The sequence below is a fragment of the Halarcobacter ebronensis genome (assembly GCF_013201825.1).
Taxonomy (GTDB): domain Bacteria; phylum Campylobacterota; class Campylobacteria; order Campylobacterales; family Arcobacteraceae; genus Halarcobacter; species Halarcobacter ebronensis.
The window spans coordinates 2,831,712-2,847,027 of sequence record NZ_CP053836.1 but is presented as its reverse complement, the minus strand read 5'-3'; the positions used below and the strand labels follow the sequence as shown (position 1 = coordinate 2,847,027).

14 protein-coding genes are annotated in these 15,316 nt (G+C 30.3%); 7 read left to right on the top strand and 7 right to left on the bottom strand.

What is annotated here, in order from left to right:
* The 5 genes from glgP to AEBR_RS13885 all read left to right on the top strand — a co-directional run bounded on the left by glgP (nt 1) and on the right by AEBR_RS13885 (nt 6,426).
* A complete protein-coding gene (gene glgP, locus AEBR_RS13905) occupies nt 1–1,644 on the top strand; it encodes an alpha-glucan family phosphorylase (protein WP_129087364.1) in 1,644 nt (547 codons plus the stop codon).
* A 16-nt stretch (nt 1,645–1,660) separates the two neighbouring features.
* Nucleotides 1,661–3,277: a phosphohexomutase domain-containing protein gene (locus AEBR_RS13900; RefSeq protein WP_129087365.1), complete on the top strand. Its 1,617-nt coding sequence runs from the start codon at nt 1,661–1,663 to the stop codon at nt 3,275–3,277.
* Between the two features lie 69 nt (nt 3,278–3,346).
* Entirely contained in the window at nt 3,347–3,994 is a 648-nt protein-coding gene (locus AEBR_RS13895) for a DUF4912 domain-containing protein (RefSeq protein ID WP_129087366.1), read from the top strand.
* Nucleotides 3,987–5,573 carry a glycoside hydrolase family 57 protein gene (locus tag AEBR_RS13890; RefSeq protein ID WP_164969493.1) on the top strand — a complete coding sequence of 529 codons (1,587 nt, stop codon included), beginning with the start codon at nt 3,987–3,989 and terminating at the stop codon, nt 5,571–5,573. The genes AEBR_RS13895 and AEBR_RS13890 overlap by 8 nt, the downstream gene beginning before the upstream one ends.
* Before the next feature lie 10 nt (nt 5,574–5,583).
* On the top strand, nt 5,584–6,426 hold the full coding sequence (locus AEBR_RS13885) for an FIG domain-containing protein (protein ID WP_129087367.1): 843 nt from the start codon (nt 5,584–5,586) through the stop codon (nt 6,424–6,426).
* On the opposite strand, the gene AEBR_RS13880 is transcribed toward AEBR_RS13885, so the two are convergent.
* The 7 genes from AEBR_RS13880 to AEBR_RS13850 all read right to left on the bottom strand — a co-directional run bounded on the left by AEBR_RS13880 (nt 6,423) and on the right by AEBR_RS13850 (nt 12,439).
* Complete coding sequence (locus AEBR_RS13880) at nt 6,423–6,851, bottom strand: hydrogenase maturation protease (protein ID WP_129087368.1); 429 nt, start codon at nt 6,849–6,851, stop codon at nt 6,423–6,425. The genes AEBR_RS13885 and AEBR_RS13880 overlap by 4 nt on opposite strands.
* A 1-nt stretch (nt 6,852) precedes the next feature.
* Entirely contained in the window at nt 6,853–8,280 is a 1,428-nt protein-coding gene (locus AEBR_RS13875) for a Ni/Fe hydrogenase subunit alpha (RefSeq protein ID WP_129087369.1), read from the bottom strand.
* A gap of 9 nt (nt 8,281–8,289) precedes the next feature.
* Nucleotides 8,290–8,832, bottom strand: coding sequence for an NADH-quinone oxidoreductase subunit B family protein (locus AEBR_RS13870; protein WP_129087370.1), 543 nt, complete (start codon nt 8,830–8,832; stop codon nt 8,290–8,292).
* Nucleotides 8,829–9,548, bottom strand: a complete 720-nt coding sequence (hoxU, locus tag AEBR_RS13865; RefSeq protein ID WP_129087371.1) for a bidirectional hydrogenase complex protein HoxU — start codon at nt 9,546–9,548, stop codon at nt 8,829–8,831. Before hoxU ends, AEBR_RS13870 begins: the two co-directional genes overlap by 4 nt.
* Nucleotides 9,541–11,163, bottom strand: coding sequence for a NuoF family protein (locus tag AEBR_RS13860; protein WP_129087372.1), 1,623 nt, complete (start codon nt 11,161–11,163; stop codon nt 9,541–9,543). Before AEBR_RS13860 ends, hoxU begins: the two co-directional genes overlap by 8 nt.
* Nucleotides 11,160–11,639: a bidirectional hydrogenase complex protein HoxE gene (gene hoxE, locus AEBR_RS13855; RefSeq protein ID WP_206732672.1), complete on the bottom strand. Its 480-nt coding sequence runs from the start codon at nt 11,637–11,639 to the stop codon at nt 11,160–11,162. Before hoxE ends, AEBR_RS13860 begins: the two co-directional genes overlap by 4 nt.
* A gap of 587 nt (nt 11,640–12,226) precedes the next feature.
* Entirely contained in the window at nt 12,227–12,439 is a 213-nt protein-coding gene (locus AEBR_RS13850) for a hypothetical protein (RefSeq protein ID WP_128983213.1), read from the bottom strand.
* Between the two features lie 254 nt (nt 12,440–12,693).
* On the opposite strand from AEBR_RS13850, the gene AEBR_RS13845 reads away from it, so the two are divergent.
* Nucleotides 12,694–14,505 (top strand): glycoside hydrolase family protein, encoded by a 1,812-nt coding sequence (locus tag AEBR_RS13845; RefSeq protein ID WP_129087373.1) that lies wholly within the window; start codon nt 12,694–12,696, stop codon nt 14,503–14,505.
* Nucleotides 14,506–14,652: 147 nt separating this feature from the next.
* Complete coding sequence (locus AEBR_RS13840) at nt 14,653–15,240, top strand: hypothetical protein (RefSeq protein WP_129087374.1); 588 nt, start codon at nt 14,653–14,655, stop codon at nt 15,238–15,240.
* Nucleotides 15,241–15,316: the final 76 nt, after the last annotated feature.

Below are 15,316 nucleotides of genomic sequence, written 5' to 3'. Positions count from 1 at the left end.
ATGAGCCATTTACACACATATGAGATTGACAAAAAATATTCTAAAAGCGTTGCTTACTTTTCAATGGAGTTTGCAATTCACCAAGCTTTAAAGATATATTCAGGTGGTTTGGGATTTCTAGCGGGTTCTCATATGAGAAGTGCCTATGACTTAAAACAGAATTTAATTGGTATTGGAATGCTTTGGAGTTATGGATATTATGATCAAAATAGAGATGAAGACAGATATCTAAAGATTGAGTTTAGAAGAAAAAGATACTATTTCTTAGAAGATTTGAATATAACTGTAAATGTAAAAATTAATGGGAAAGATGTATATGTAAGAGCATATTTAGTTCCAAGTGAACTTTTTAACAGTGCTCCACTTATTCTTTTATCAACGGATATTCCAGAAAACGACTATCTATCAAGAACAATTACCCATAAACTTTATGATTCAAATAGTGAAACAAGGGTAGCTCAAGAGATAGTTTTAGGAGTTGCTGGAGCTAAAGTATTAGAAGAGTTAAAAATAGACCCAGAGATTTATCATATGAATGAAGGGCACTCTTTGCCTATGACTTTTGAGTTATATAAAAAGTATCAAAATATTGATGAGGTTAAAAAAAGAGTTGTTTTTACAACACATACTCCTGAAGCTGCGGGAAATGAAGAACATAATATAGATTTTTTATTCAAAATGGGATTTTTTAGTGATGTTTCTTTGGAAGAAGTTAGAAATTTAACGGGAATAGATAAAAATATGTTCTCTTTGACAATTGGGGCATTAAAGATGTCAAAAATTGCAAATGCAGTCTCTAAAATTCATGGTGATGTATCAAATGAAATGTGGTCTTCAATTGAGGGGCGATGTCAGATTATCTCTATCACAAATGCCCAAAATAGAAAATATTGGGCAGATAAAAATCTATTAAAAGCATTAGATGAACATGAAGAGTTTGAGCTTGATTCAAGAAAAAAACACTTAAAAAGACTTCTTTTTGATGAAGTTGCAAACCAAACAGGAAAGATGTTCTCTCCTGAAATTTTAACAATTGTTTGGGCAAGAAGATTTGCAGAGTATAAAAGACCAGGTTTATTAAAGTATGATTTAGAAAGATTTGAAAATATGTTAAAAAATCAAAAACATCCTGTTCAGATTATTTGGGCGGGGAAACCTTATCCTTTTGATACTCAAGCAATTAATATCTTCAATGATATAACATACCTTGCAAAAAAACATAAAAATTTGGCAGTTCTAATTGGCTATGAACTTGATTTGTCAATGAAGCTAAAAAAAGGTGCAGATATTTGGCTAAACACTCCAAGAGTAACTAGAGAAGCTAGTGGAACAAGTGGCATGAGTGCAGCAATGAATGGAGCTATTAATCTATCAATTGCAGATGGTTGGCATCCAGAGTTTTGTAGAGAGGGAATAAACTCTTTTACAATACCTACAGAGGGTAGAGGTTTGCCAATTGAAGAACAAGATAGATTGGATAATAAAAGTCTAATGGATATATTAGAGCATAAAATAATTCCTTTATATTATGATGATAGAAAAGAGTGGATGAGCGTAAAGAAAAACTCTATTTCTGATGTAATTCCAGCATTTGATTCTGGAAGAATGGTTCACGAGTATTATACACTTATGTATAATGCCTAAAAAAGGAGTAGATTTAATGGGATTAAATAGCCTTGCTGGTAAAAAAGCACCAAAAGAGATTTTAGAAAATATTGCTCAACTTGTAAGTGATTATTATGTAAAGATTCCAGATGTAAATAATCCTTTGCATTTGGTCTCTTTTGGAACTTCAGGACACAGAGGATCTGCTTCAAAAAATAGTTTTAATGAAGAGCATATTATGGCAATGGCACAAGCAGTTGCAGAGTTTCATAAAAAAAGTGGTCATGAGGCTCTTTTTGTTGGAATGGATACCCATGCTCTATCAACTCCTGCACATAGAACAACTCTTGAAGTATTGGCTGCAAATGGGGTTAAAACATATTTTGCAAAAGATTTTGAGTATACTCCAACTCCTGTAATTTCCCATGCAATTTTAACCCACAAAAATTGTGATGGCATAGTTATTACTCCTTCACATAATCCACCAAGTGATGGTGGTTTTAAATATAATTTTAGTGATGGAGGCCCTTCTGATGAGTCTATTACAAAAGTTTTAGAACAAAGGGCAAATGAGTTACTAAAAAACGATCTTGATGGTCTTAAAATAATGGATTTAGAAGATGCTTTTAAAAGTGGTTTTTTAATTGAGTATGATTTTATTACTCCTTATGTGGATGATTTGGTAAATGTTATTGATATGGATCTTATAAAAAAATCAAATCTTAAAATTGGTGCAGATGCAATGGGTGGTTCTGGGATGGCTTATTATAAAGCTATAAAACAGAAATATAATCTAAATATGGAAATTTTTAATGATATTGCTGATTTTACCTTCTCTTTTATGCATTGTGATAAAGATGGAAAAATTAGAATGGATTGCTCCTCTTCTTATGCAATGGCAGGACTTATTGATTTAAAAGATAGATTTGATATAGCTTTTGGAAATGACACAGATTTTGATAGACATGGGATAGTTACAAAAAGCAAGGGTCTTTTAAATCCAAACCATTATCTCTCTGTGGCAATTGACTATTTATCAAAAAATAGAGATTTTGATGGCCTTGGAGTTGGAAAAACACTTGTTAGTAGTTCAATGATAGATAGAGTTGTAAAAGATAACAACAAAAAAGTTTTTGAAACTCCTGTTGGTTTTAAATGGTTTGTTAAACCTTTTATAAACAAAGAGATATTTTTTGGGGGAGAAGAGAGTGCTGGAGCCTCTTTTTTAAGAAAAGATGGTGGTGTTTGGAGTACAGATAAAGATGGAATTATTTTAAATCTTCTTGCTGTTGAAATTTTGGCAAAAACTAAAAAAGATCCAGGAGAGTATTACAACGTTTTAATAGAAAAATTTGGAGAGCCAGTTTATGGAAGAGTTGATGCCATTGCAAATGTTGAGCAAAAAAAAGCTCTGAAAAATCTAAAACCAGAAGATATAAAACAAGATACTTTGGCAGGTGAAAAGATTGAAAATATTTTAACAAAAGCAGATAATGGATCTTCAATTGGTGGATTAAAAGTAGTGGCTCAAAATGGTTGGTTTGCAATAAGACCTTCTGGAACGGAAGATATTTATAAAATATATGCTGAGAGTTTCAAAGGAGAAGAACACCTAAAATTGATTCAAAAAGAGGCTCAAAATATTGCAAATAGTATATTTGATACTATTTAAACAATTTGTTAACAAAATTGTAACTTCAATTTTGTATAATTAAAAAATAAATTAATATTAGGAAAAATTATGTTTAAGAATTCAGAAAATCTTATTAAAGAAAGTTTAGAGAATGAGAATGATTTTTCTAGTGCAACCCATGTAATTGATAATTTAGTAGCTGTAAATAAACCAAAAGCTACAGAGTACAAAATACCAGAGAGATACAATAAAGATACTCTTAGAATAATCTTGGTTAATACAGAGAAGTATTTTGTCTATTGGGAAGTGAGTGATAAAACATTAGCTGAAAAAAGTATTGATTTAAATAAAGAGAAACTCTATTTTAAAGTAGATGATATAAATGGAGATGAATTATATAGTTTTGAATCATCACTTGCTTTAGGTGATTATTATGTTAACTCAGAATTTGAAAACAAAGATATTTTTGTAAAAGCGGGAGTTATTAAAAATGGAGAGTTTATAGAACTGATTAGTTCAAATGTAATACATACTTTCTCTTCAAAAATTAATTTCCCAAGTCAAGAGGAGTATGAAGAGTTGCTTAAAAAAGGTTATAGCTGGACAGAGATAATTAGAACAACAATTGAGCATTTTGATATGGGAACATCTTCAGCTAAATATGTACAAGAGTTGGAGAGATTAAAACATTTTATCCAAGAAGAGGAAAAAGATAAGTTCTCATCTAGCTCTTTTTTAGGAAAATCAAATGATTAAGGGGTATTGGGTTCCAGTTCTTCATTCACATCTACCTTTTGTAAAACACCCTGATTATGAAAATTTTTTAGAGGAACATTGGCTTTTTGAAGCGATAACAGAGTGTTATATCCCACTTTTAAAAAGGTTGAAAAAACTTGAGGATGATGGAGTTAATTTTAGGCTTACAACTTCTGTTACACCGCCATTAGCTGAGATGTTAGCAGATGAACATCTTATGTACAAATATAGAAAATTTTTAGAGACTCACATAGAGCTAGGAAATAAAGAGGTAGAAAGAACAAAAGGTGATGACTATTTTCATCCTTTGGCACATTTCTATAGAGATCTTTTTGTAGAGACAAAAGATTTTTTTGAAGGGTTTTTAGCAGGAAATGTTATAAATGGATATAAACACTTCTATTATAATGGAAGTTTAGAGATTATTACTTGTGGAGCAACCCATGGATATCTTCCAATCTTAAGCGTAAATGAAAAAGCTGTTAGAACACAAATAGAGATAGCAGTAAGAGCTCATGAAAAACATTTTGGTAAAAAACCAAATGGAATATGGTTGCCTGAGTGTGCTTATTATGATGGACTTGATAGAATTTTGAATGAAAAAGGTATTAAGTTTTTTATTGTTGATTCCCATGCTTTAACCTATGGAAGACCAACCTCTTTAAATGGAGTTTTTGCACCAACTTATACCCCTCACAGTGTTGCAGCTTTTGGTAGAGATTCTCAATCTTCAAAACAAGTTTGGAGCTCAAAAGAGGGTTATCCTGGAGACTTTTGTTATAGAGATTTTTATAGAGATATTGGATATGACTTAGATTTTGATTATATAAAACCCTATATTAATCCAGATGGAGTTAGGGTATTTACAGGCTTCAAATACCATAAAATAACAGGAACAACTGATTATAAAGAGGCTTATAATCCTTGGATTGCGATGGAGAAAACAAAAGAACATGCAAGTAACTTTCATTGGCATAGACAGCTACAGTTTGACCATTTGGGAAGTATGATGCAAAGAACACCAATGGTAGTCTCTCCTTATGATGCAGAACTTTTTGGGCATTGGTGGTTTGAAGGTCCAGAATTTTTGGCAAATATGTTTAGGGAAATAGATAAACATAAAGTTATGAAAGCAGTTACTCCAATGGAGTATCTAAATATGTATCCAAAAAACCAAGTTGTTAATCCAAATCCTTCTTCGTGGGGAGACAAAGGTTATTATGATGTTTGGTTAAATGAAGGAAATGATTGGATATATAGACATCTACATGAGATGGCAGATGTGATGGAGCAAAAAGCAAAAGAGTATTTCAGTACAAATGATTATGATATCTCTAGAGTTTTAACCCAAATGTTGCGAGAGCTTCTTTTAGCCCAAAGTAGTGACTGGGCATTTTTAATGACAACAGCTACAGCAACTGAATATAGCGTTAATAGAACAAAAGAGCATATATCAAATTTTAATGAATTACTTGGTATGATAAATAGCAATTACATCGATTATAGAAGATTGGATTATATGGAACATAAAAACTCTATATTCGATTTTATTGATTTTAGAATATTTATAACAAGTTAAGGTAAAGTTTATGATTGCGGTTTTTAATGCCATTACAAATATAGCAGAAGATATAGAAAAAAATGTATTTGTAGAGTGTGAAAGTTTTTTAGAGAGCAATTTGACAGAACAACAAATGAGAGAGTCTGTTCACAAATATTGTTCAGAAGTTATTCAAAGAGAGTTTAAAAAAGTAAAATCAGTTCATGGATTTATTGGAAAATATAAAAAAGAGTATATAACCATAAATGAAAGTGGAAAATATAAGATAAGTTATGTGGCAATTGATAATTTAGACCTTTTAGATGTAAATTTTTCTTTGGGTTCTATTTTTGGAATTTATGAGTCTCAAATGGATGCTTTTCACTTAAAAGCAGCTATGTATATAACTTATGGACCAACATTCCAACTTGTGTTTGCTTCTAAATCTGAGGGAGTTATCTATTTCTCTTTTGAAAATGGAGAGTTTATAGAACAAGATCCTTTAAATTTAGAAAAAGAGGGAAAAATAAACTCAACAGCTGGACTTGTACATGAGTGGAGCAGTGAGCATAAAGAGCTTGTGGATAGTTTTTTTAATAAAGGTTATAGACTTAGATTTTCTGATTCATTATCTTTAGATACACATCAAATATTATTTAAAAAAGGTGGACTTTATAGCTCTCCTTCAACAAAATCTTTTCCAGATGGAAAAATAAATGTGCTTTGTGAAGCTTTTCCTATCTCATACATTATTGAACAAGCAGGTGGTAGAGCAATTAGTAAAAAAGGACGAATCCTTGATATGACTAATGTTACTATTGAACAAAATACACCAATCTATTTTGGTTCAACAACAGAGATACAAAAAGTAGAAGACTCTTTTAACAGTTAAGCTTGCTTAACTGTTGATACTATAAAATTTACAACTTCATTCAAACACTTTTCATATTCAGATTTATTTTTTATTTCATTAAAATTATTAGTTAACATTGAAAAAACTTCAAAATTAGGAGTTATGTCGTATAGATTCTCAAGTATTGCCATCATAGTTTTAATTGAAATATGATGACTTAATAGAGTTTTATTTCTCTCTTCAATAATACAACCTAATCTATATTTTTCTTGTTCACAATAAGCTGCATCAATAAAGATAATTTGCGTAGCCTCTTGTAACTCTAGGCTCAATTCAGGAGTTAATTGAAAAGTTGAGATAAGTTTTACACCAGGAAGATTTAACTTTTGAAGTTTAGAAATAACATCAACTCCAAAAGCATCTTCTCCTCTTAGTTTATTTCCAAAGCCTACAATAATTTGCAAATTAGCCTCTTTTTATAGACTCAATTAGCTCTTTATTATGGTCTCTAATTTCCACTATAGAACTATAAACTCCTTGAGCATGAGTTGAACAGCTTAAACATGGATCAAAACATCTAATAACAGCTTCAACTCTATTTAAAGCCCCCTCTTTTATATTATTTCCATCCACAAAAGTTTTAGCCACTTGTGTTACTCCTGCATTCATAGCTAGGTTATTATTTCCTGTTGCTATTATCAGGTTTACTCCTGTAATGATTCCATCATTATTTACTTTATAGTCATGAAACAAAGTTCCCCTTGGAGCTTCAGAACAGCCAACTCCTTGGTTTCTGTTTATTTGTGCATAGGCTCTAATTTGTGGGTTTAAAGTCTCTTTTTCATTTAAGAGCTCTTCAATTCTCTCTATTGCATAAATAATCTCAATAAGTCTTGCATAGTGATAATAAAAAGTTTGAAGAATTGGTTTCCCATTATTTAGGTTTTTAAATCTTTCAAACTCCTCATCTGCTAAACTTGTACCACACTTATCTGCAACATTTAGTCTAGCTAGTGGTCCAACTCTATACATTCCTTTTTCATAACCATAGGGTTTAAAGTAGGGAGATTTTAAAAAACTATCTTCTTCAACAGCTTCACCTATATAATCTTTATAATCTTTTGGATCAATTTTATCTTCTACAATTTTACCTTCGCTATCAACAAATCTTAATAATCCATCATAGTGCTCAAGTTTCCCTTTTTTACTAACTAAAGCCATAAATAGTGAAGGAAAGTTTCCAAAAGATTTTATCTCTTTTTCAAATTTATGTAGATTTGAGACAAAAAACTTTAAAGATTTTTGAGCAATATCCATTGCTTCTGGAATTTGAGCTAGGATTGCATCTTTTGTCTCTTTTGAAATCTCATGGCTAACACCACCTGGAACTATCCAAGTTGGATGTATTCTTTTTCCTCCTAATGTTTCAATTATTTTTTGACCAAAGGCTCTTAAGTTTATCCCATCTTTTGCCATTTCTGGGTTTGTTTGCATAAGTTTGAAAATATTTCTATCTTCAGGATTTGCATCAAATCCAAATACAAAATCTGGACTACTTAGATGATAAAAATTTAAAGCATGAGATTGAACTATTTGTGCTAAATTTATAATTCTTCTTAAGTTTCTTCCAGCTTTTGGAGGTCTTACAGCAAGAAGATTATCACAAGCTTTTGATGAAGCTATGGCATGACTTACTGGGCAAATACCACAAGTTCTTGCAGTTAGTGCTGGCATCTCTGTATAGGGTCTTCCCTCACAAAGTTTTTCAAAACCTCTAAATTGGGTTACGTGAATTCTTGCTTGGTCTACCTCTTTTTTTTCATTTAAATCAATAGTTATTTTAGCATGCCCCTCTATTCTTGTTACAGGACTAATTACAATTGTCTCTTTCATATTTTTCCTTTATAGTCCAAATCTTGTATATTTGCTTGTGTCAACTTCAACTCCATCAATCAACCCTTTTAAAACTGCATAAATTGCATCTGCAGGAGTAGGGCAACCAGGTACAAAATAGTCAACTGATATTGCTTCATTCAGTGGAATTACTTTGTCTAAAAGTTTAGGTACAACTTTATTTGGGTATTTGCCTTTATTTAAATCAGCTAGCTCAAAATATCCTTTTTCAAGGGAAATTTCTGTTCCTGCAAGATTTTTCATTGCAGAGATATTCCCTGTAATTGCACAATCACCCAAAGCTAGGATTTTTTTACTATTATCTCTTATTTTTTGAATAATCTCTAAATCATGGTCAGTACTAATTGCTCCTTCGACAATAAAAAGGTCAATATTTGCTGGTATCTCTTTCGCATCAACATAGGGACTATAGATAATATTTAGATATTGACTCAATTCAACAATTCTTTCATCCATATCTAAAAATGACATATGGCAACCAGAACATCCATCAAGCCAGATTGTTCCCACATTTATTTTTGTTTTACTCATTTGTCATTCCTTGCTTGAATTAGGTTAGTTACGATATTTTTTCTTTTTACCATCTCTGTAGCACTTAAACCCTTTTCAAATAGAGCGCCAGTTGGACAAACTTGTACACATTTTCCACAACTTGTACAACTCTCACTTTGTGCCCAAGGCTCATCCATATCATGGATTATTTTCGAATCTATTCCCCTTCCAAAAATATCTAAAGCATGTGCACCTTCAACTTCATCACAAACTCTAACACATCTAGTACAAAGAATACATCTATTTGGGTCATACACATAATCTTTGTGGGAAGCATCTATCTCAAAATGTTTATGAATATAAGGAACATAGCTATGTTCAAGTCCTAGCTCTATTGCTTGGTCTTGCAATTCACAATGACCATTTGAAACACAAACGCTACAAGTGTGAGTTCTCTCTGCAAAAATCATTGATAAAACCATTTTTCTGTGGCTTGCAATCTTTTCTGAGTTTGTTATAACTTCCATTCCCTCTTTTATTTTAGAAGTACAGGCAGGAACTAGATTTTTACTCCCCTTTACTTCCACTAGGCAAATTCTACATGAACCAACACTACTTAAGCCTTCCAAATGGCAAAGGGTTGGGATTTTTATTCCATGATCCCTTGCCACTTCTAAAATAGTTGCATCTGATCTTCCTGTAACATCCATATCATCGATTTTAAAGGTCTTTACTCTAACTTTATCTTTAAGCATCTTTTATCCCTTCCAAATACTCTTCTTCAAAATATTTAATAGTACTTAATACTGGATTTGGAGCAGTTTGTCCTAAACCACATAGGCTAGTATTTTTTACAACTTCACATAACTCTTTTAAAAGTTTATAATCATTTTGTGTTGCATTTTTAGCAATAAATTTATCAAGTAAAGAGGTAAGTTCAGTAGTACCAACTCTGCAAGGAACACATTTCCCACAAGATTCACTTTGACAAAAATCCATAAAAAACCTTGCAACTTCAACCATATTTGAGCTTTCGTCCATAACAATAAGCCCACCACTTCCCATAATTGAACCAATAGATTTTAAAGATTCATAATCAACAGGAATATCTAAAAGTTCTTCAGGAATACATCCCCCACTTGGACCTCCTGTTTGTATAGCTTTTAGTTTTACTCCTTGTGGCAAACCTCCACCAACTTCATAAATAAGTTCTCTTAAGCTAATTCCCATTGGAACTTCAACAAGTCCAGTATTTTGTATATGCCCTGTTAGTGCAAATACTTTTGTCCCAGGAGAACTTTCAGTTCCAATATTTTTAAACCACTCTCCACCATTTCTAATAATAGGTGCAATATTTGCAAGAGTCTCAACATTGTTTAAAACTGTTGGCGATTTCCAAAGACCATAATCACTTAAATGTGGTGGTTTTTGTCTTGGGTTTCCTCTATTCCCTTCTATTGAAGCTACAAGAGCAGTTGCCTCACCACAAACAAAAGCTCCTCCTCCAAGTCTTACTTCTACATCAAAACTAAAACCACTATCTGCTATTTGATTCCCCAGAATTCCTTTTTGCCTTGCCTGTTTTATAGCTCTATTTAACTTTTCAACTGCTATGGGATACTCTGCTCTTACATATATATACCCTTTTGTTGCTCCACATGCATAACCAGCAAGAGCCATCCCCTCAATTATTTTATGTGGATCTGCTTCCATAATAGCTCTATCCATAAAAGCTCCTGGATCTCCTTCATCTCCATTACATACAATATATTTCTGGTCTGCATTTACCTTTGAAACAGATTCCCATTTAAGTCCTGTTGGATATCCACCTCCACCTCTTCCTCGAAGCCCTGAGATTTTTATCTCATTTAATACATCTTCGGGTCTCATCTCATCTAAGGCTGTATATAATGCCAAATAACCATCATAGGCTATATAATCATCAATATCATCAGGGTCAATAACCCCTGCATTTTCTAAAACTATTTTTTTCTGTCTTGTAAAAAAAGCTTGAGATAAATCACATTTTTTATCTTTTATAGGAGAGCCACTTTTAAGAGTTTCAATAAAGTCATTGTTGCTTGAAGCTTCAATTTTGCTATATATTGATTCTCTGTTTCCAACTTTGTGGTAATGAGATACCATTATAGCTTCTGAACAAAGTCCATTGCAGCCAACACCTTTTACTTTACATCTATGTTCCAACTCTTCATTCTCAGATACACTCTTTTTTAAATCTTTTAAAAGTTCTTCCGAACCCAGTGATGAACAACTACTCCCAATACAAACCCTAAGCTCTTCGTGAGAATTTCTTTTTAAGTCTCTTTTTTCAAGAGCAAGTTTTTTTAAATCTTCAAGTGAATCTATCATTTTATAAGCTCCTCTGCCTCTTTTTCAGACTCTTCAACTGAAAGATGTCCAACAGTTTTATCATCATAAATCGCAATAGGTGCTAAAGAACATGAACCAACACATCTAGCACTTATTAATGAAAGTAATTCATCTTTTGTAGTTTCTCCTGCTTTTATATTAAATTTTTTCTCTAATCTCTCAAGAATTTTATTAGCATTTTTAATATAACAGGCAGTTCCCATACACACAACTATAGTATGTTTCCCTTTGGGTTTTAATCTAAAGAAGTGATAGAATGTTGCTACACCATAAACTTTTGCAAAAGGAAGCTTTAATCTTCTTGCAATAAATTTTAGGGTTTCATTTTCTAAATATCCAAAAGTCTCTTGTGCTGTATGAAGTGTCTCTATAAGAGCACTTCTATCATAGTTAAGTTTTTTCATGGTTTTTTCAACCATTTTATATCTTGCATCATTGGGTACAGTAGCTAACAATGTAAATCCTTTTGATAGTTTTTGTATTATATACTTTTTTAGTTGCAGAAATATTACTTCTTTGTATATTTAATAAAAAAACAAATTAATTTACTTTTTTTAAAAAAGATATTAAATTTTAAAAAAAATTAGTATTATAATTTAAACTTATGGTAAATTAAGTGTAGATTTATAAAAGTATGGTTATTATTTCCTTGATTAATTTCATGCATATCTATTAAGAGTATCATAAGTAATACTTATGATACTCTTTTTTTTGTCTACAGATTTGTAAATAATCCCAAATAATATTAATTATCACACCTGTTATAAATCCTAATAAAATATTTAGTTGTATAATATCTTCGCCTATTATTGTGTTATAAATTATTGCACCAAGGGGAAAACACCAGACGAAAAAACTCGCAAGAAGGTATTTAAAAGTAGATTTGGCAAGACTCTCTCTTTTTTGCATTGATGACTCCATGAAAAAAATTTTGTCTAAAGATTTTTAAAAATTATTATCTAATAATTAAAAACATAATAAAATGCTATTATACTAACATAAAAAATTATTTATGTAAATAGTTTAAATATGATTTTGACTATTAATTTATATATTTAGAGTAAAAAGTGATGTAAGGACACTGTTTTTCAACTTGTGCAACTTTAATTTTGATTTTTTCGTAAATATAGTTACATTGTTGAATGTTCTGTTTTGTTGGGTTTACTATTAGCAAACCACTACAAAGTGTGTACGTATCATTTAATGTTTGTATCTCATTTACAAGAAGATAATATATGATTAACTCCTCTTTCATCTTATGATGTAAGTATATTGAAGTAATAGTAGCTAATGTAATAATTGTAAGTGCAATAATAGATAAGATTTTAGTAACTCTATTTATATTATTCTCCTTTTTATATATAAATAAAATTTATCAAAAAATTAATAATAAAAGAATAAATAGCAAAATATTTTTTTGAAAATTTTAAAAGAGTTTATTTTTTCATTAATAAGCTAAGTGTATAATGATTGGTTATTTATAGTAAGTAGTAAAATTATGAGGATTAAATGATTGAGAATATAGAGTTGTTATTAAAAGATATAAGAGAAGCACTTTTTTTAAATAAACCTTTTTTGTTAAATCCAAATATAAATCTAAACTTTAATCCACAAATCTCACAAGTATATATAACTCTTTTTCAAGAAGGATTGCCGCCTATTAAATGGGGTTCAAAAAGAGAAAATTTACAAATAACCATAAGTAGAATTCTTTTTAAATTGAAAACCAATAAAAACTTTGTTAAATTTGACCTTATAAGTAGTAACAAATGTAGAATTCTCTTTGAAATAGTAACTAAAGAGTACCCTTGTAATATTAGAAATCTGACAACCATGAAAATGACTTCACCAAATAGATTTGAACCTGGTGTTAATGGCTTAAAGTGGCAATATAAAGGGAATACAAACTATTTTATGCCAACTGATTCTTATACAAAATCAATTATGAGTGTAAACCAATTACTAAATTTTTTATCAAAACAGTGTGACATTGCTAAAAAGACAAATGAAATCAGTCAAAGAGTTCATTTAATGAGAAGGGAAGATATAAAATATACTTTTATAGAATCATTGGCTTATATAAGCTACAAAGATGAAGTTTTACAATTAGAAAGAGGTTATCCTCTTCCAATAGAATTTAATAAAGATATAGTTTATGATAAAACTTTTAAAAGTGTAGATTGGTTAATAAAAAATATGAATAAAGATGGAAGTTTTCTATACTTTTATGATCCATATAAAGATACAATTATTGATGAAATGCATCCAAATATGGTAAATCCTTTATATAACAATATTTTAAGACATTCAGGTGGGACAATAACCCTTTTAAGAGCATATGAATTTTCAAAAAACAGTATCTATTTAGAAAAAGCAAAAGAGTCAATAGAGTTTTTATTAACAACCTTTAAAGAGCACAATTATAAAGGAGAATATGCTTGTTTTCCTTTTTTTAATAAAAAATCAAAATTGGGTGGAGCGGGGATTGCGTTGGTGGCATTGATGCACTACTATATTCATACAAAATCACTTGAATATGAGAAACAAGTCAAGGGACTTGTAAGACATATTTTAAATCAAATCGATGAAAAGGGAGAGATGTTAGGTTATTTTATTCATCCTCAAATTGATGGTGGAAATCCAATAATAAATCCAAATGAAAAGATAAAAAAAGCACTTTTTTCTTTTTATTATCCAGGAGAAGCTCTTTTAGGACTTGCTTTATATATAAGGTTTTTTGAAAATATTGAAAAAAGTTTTAAAGATAAGGTTTTATTTTTAAGTGAAAAAGCATTGGATTTTTTAGTGGATATAAGACCAATAAAATATAAAGAACTTTTTGATACTTTACCAGCAGATTCATGGCTTATGCAAGCAGTTGAAGAGTGGGTTAAAATTGAAGGATTTAAAAAACACAGTTATATAGATTTTGTCTTTAATGATACAAAAAAAATGATAGATCATATGTATACAAATAAGAATACTTTTCCTTTTAATAAGGATTATATAGGTGGTTTTTTCTACTCTTATGGAGATCATGTTTATCATGATGCATCAAGGTGTGAAGGAGTAATTAGTGCTTACTATTTAGCAAAATATTTAAAAGATGAAAAAATGGCAACTTTTATAAAGGAACATATGCTTTTAAGTGCAAAAGGCTTAATGAAAACTTTCCATGATGAAAGATCAAATTATTGCCATATAAATCCTAATAAAGCTCTTCATAGCTTTAGATTTAAATTAACAAGACAATGGGTTAGAGTTGATTCTGTACAACATGCAGCTTGTTTTTTTATTAGACTTCTTTTTGCATGGAAATAAAAGGATAAATGATAAAACATAGACTTTTTATAAATATTTCAAAGAATGAAGCTAATCATGATTTAAGATGGGCTTATTCAATGGATATTGCTATTGCAAAAGGAGTCTTAGCTGTAAAATGGTCTTAATAAAGAGGAGTAAAATCTTTTGAGAGACAAGTTTTTAAAGTTACTTCCCCCTGAGGATTCTCCTGAATATCTTGAGCAAGAGGCTTTTATCTATTATAATCAATATTTTCCAAAGGAGAACATGCCTTGGAAAGCAAAAGATATTTGTGATTTTATACTTGCTTTATACCATAGAGATTACTCTTTTACTTTTAAGTTAAGATATTGGGAGAAATCTAGCTTTAAATGTGTTCCAATTGGTATTCCGCGAACGAAAAATATTACTAAAATGCAAGAAATTATAAATATTTCAAAAGTATGGGAAATAGTTGAAATGTTGTATCAGTATGCAATTAACTATAAAATAGAAAATCAAAATGATTTAGATAAATTAGTTGGTATTGTAGCTCAAATACATTGGTGGTTGAGTCATTCTATGCCATATCTTAGAGGAAGTGCAGCAATCAGTGATATGTTTACAAAAATTATTTTTCAATATCATAATATTTTTACACCTTTTTGGAAAGCGGGAATTGCACCAGATTTAGAGGCTTTCTGTATGCCTCTGGAAGAATATATAAAAAATTATCAAAACCTCTTTGAATCGCCCTTTAAATCTATAATATAAAAATTTATAAAAACCTTACATAGCAACTTTTTAGCAACTTATTTATTGTATATTAGTGTATAAAAAAATTATTCCC

Excerpts from the sequence above, each read along its gene's own strand:
- hoxU (WP_129087371.1), bottom strand. The coding sequence starts at position 9,548 with ATGCTTAAAGATAAAGTTAGAGTAAAGACCTTTAAAATCGATGATATG.
- AEBR_RS13850 (WP_128983213.1), bottom strand. The coding sequence starts at position 12,439 with ATGAAAGAGGAGTTAATCATATATTATCTTCTTGTAAATGAGATACAA.
- AEBR_RS13870 (WP_129087370.1), bottom strand. The coding sequence starts at position 8,832 with ATGAGTAAAACAAAAATAAATGTGGGAACAATCTGGCTTGATGGATGT.
- AEBR_RS13900 (WP_129087365.1), top strand. The coding sequence starts at position 1,661 with ATGGGATTAAATAGCCTTGCTGGTAAAAAAGCACCAAAAGAGATTTTA.
- glgP (WP_129087364.1), top strand. The coding sequence starts at position 1 with ATGAGCCATTTACACACATATGAGATTGACAAAAAATATTCTAAAAGC.
- AEBR_RS13860 (WP_129087372.1), bottom strand. The coding sequence starts at position 11,163 with ATGATAGATTCACTTGAAGATTTAAAAAAACTTGCTCTTGAAAAAAGA.
- AEBR_RS13895 (WP_129087366.1), top strand. The coding sequence starts at position 3,347 with ATGTTTAAGAATTCAGAAAATCTTATTAAAGAAAGTTTAGAGAATGAG.
- AEBR_RS13890 (WP_164969493.1), top strand. The coding sequence starts at position 3,987 with ATGATTAAGGGGTATTGGGTTCCAGTTCTTCATTCACATCTACCTTTT.
- AEBR_RS13875 (WP_129087369.1), bottom strand. The coding sequence starts at position 8,280 with ATGAAAGAGACAATTGTAATTAGTCCTGTAACAAGAATAGAGGGGCAT.
- AEBR_RS13885 (WP_129087367.1), top strand. The coding sequence starts at position 5,584 with ATGATTGCGGTTTTTAATGCCATTACAAATATAGCAGAAGATATAGAA.
- AEBR_RS13845 (WP_129087373.1), top strand. The coding sequence starts at position 12,694 with ATGATTGAGAATATAGAGTTGTTATTAAAAGATATAAGAGAAGCACTT.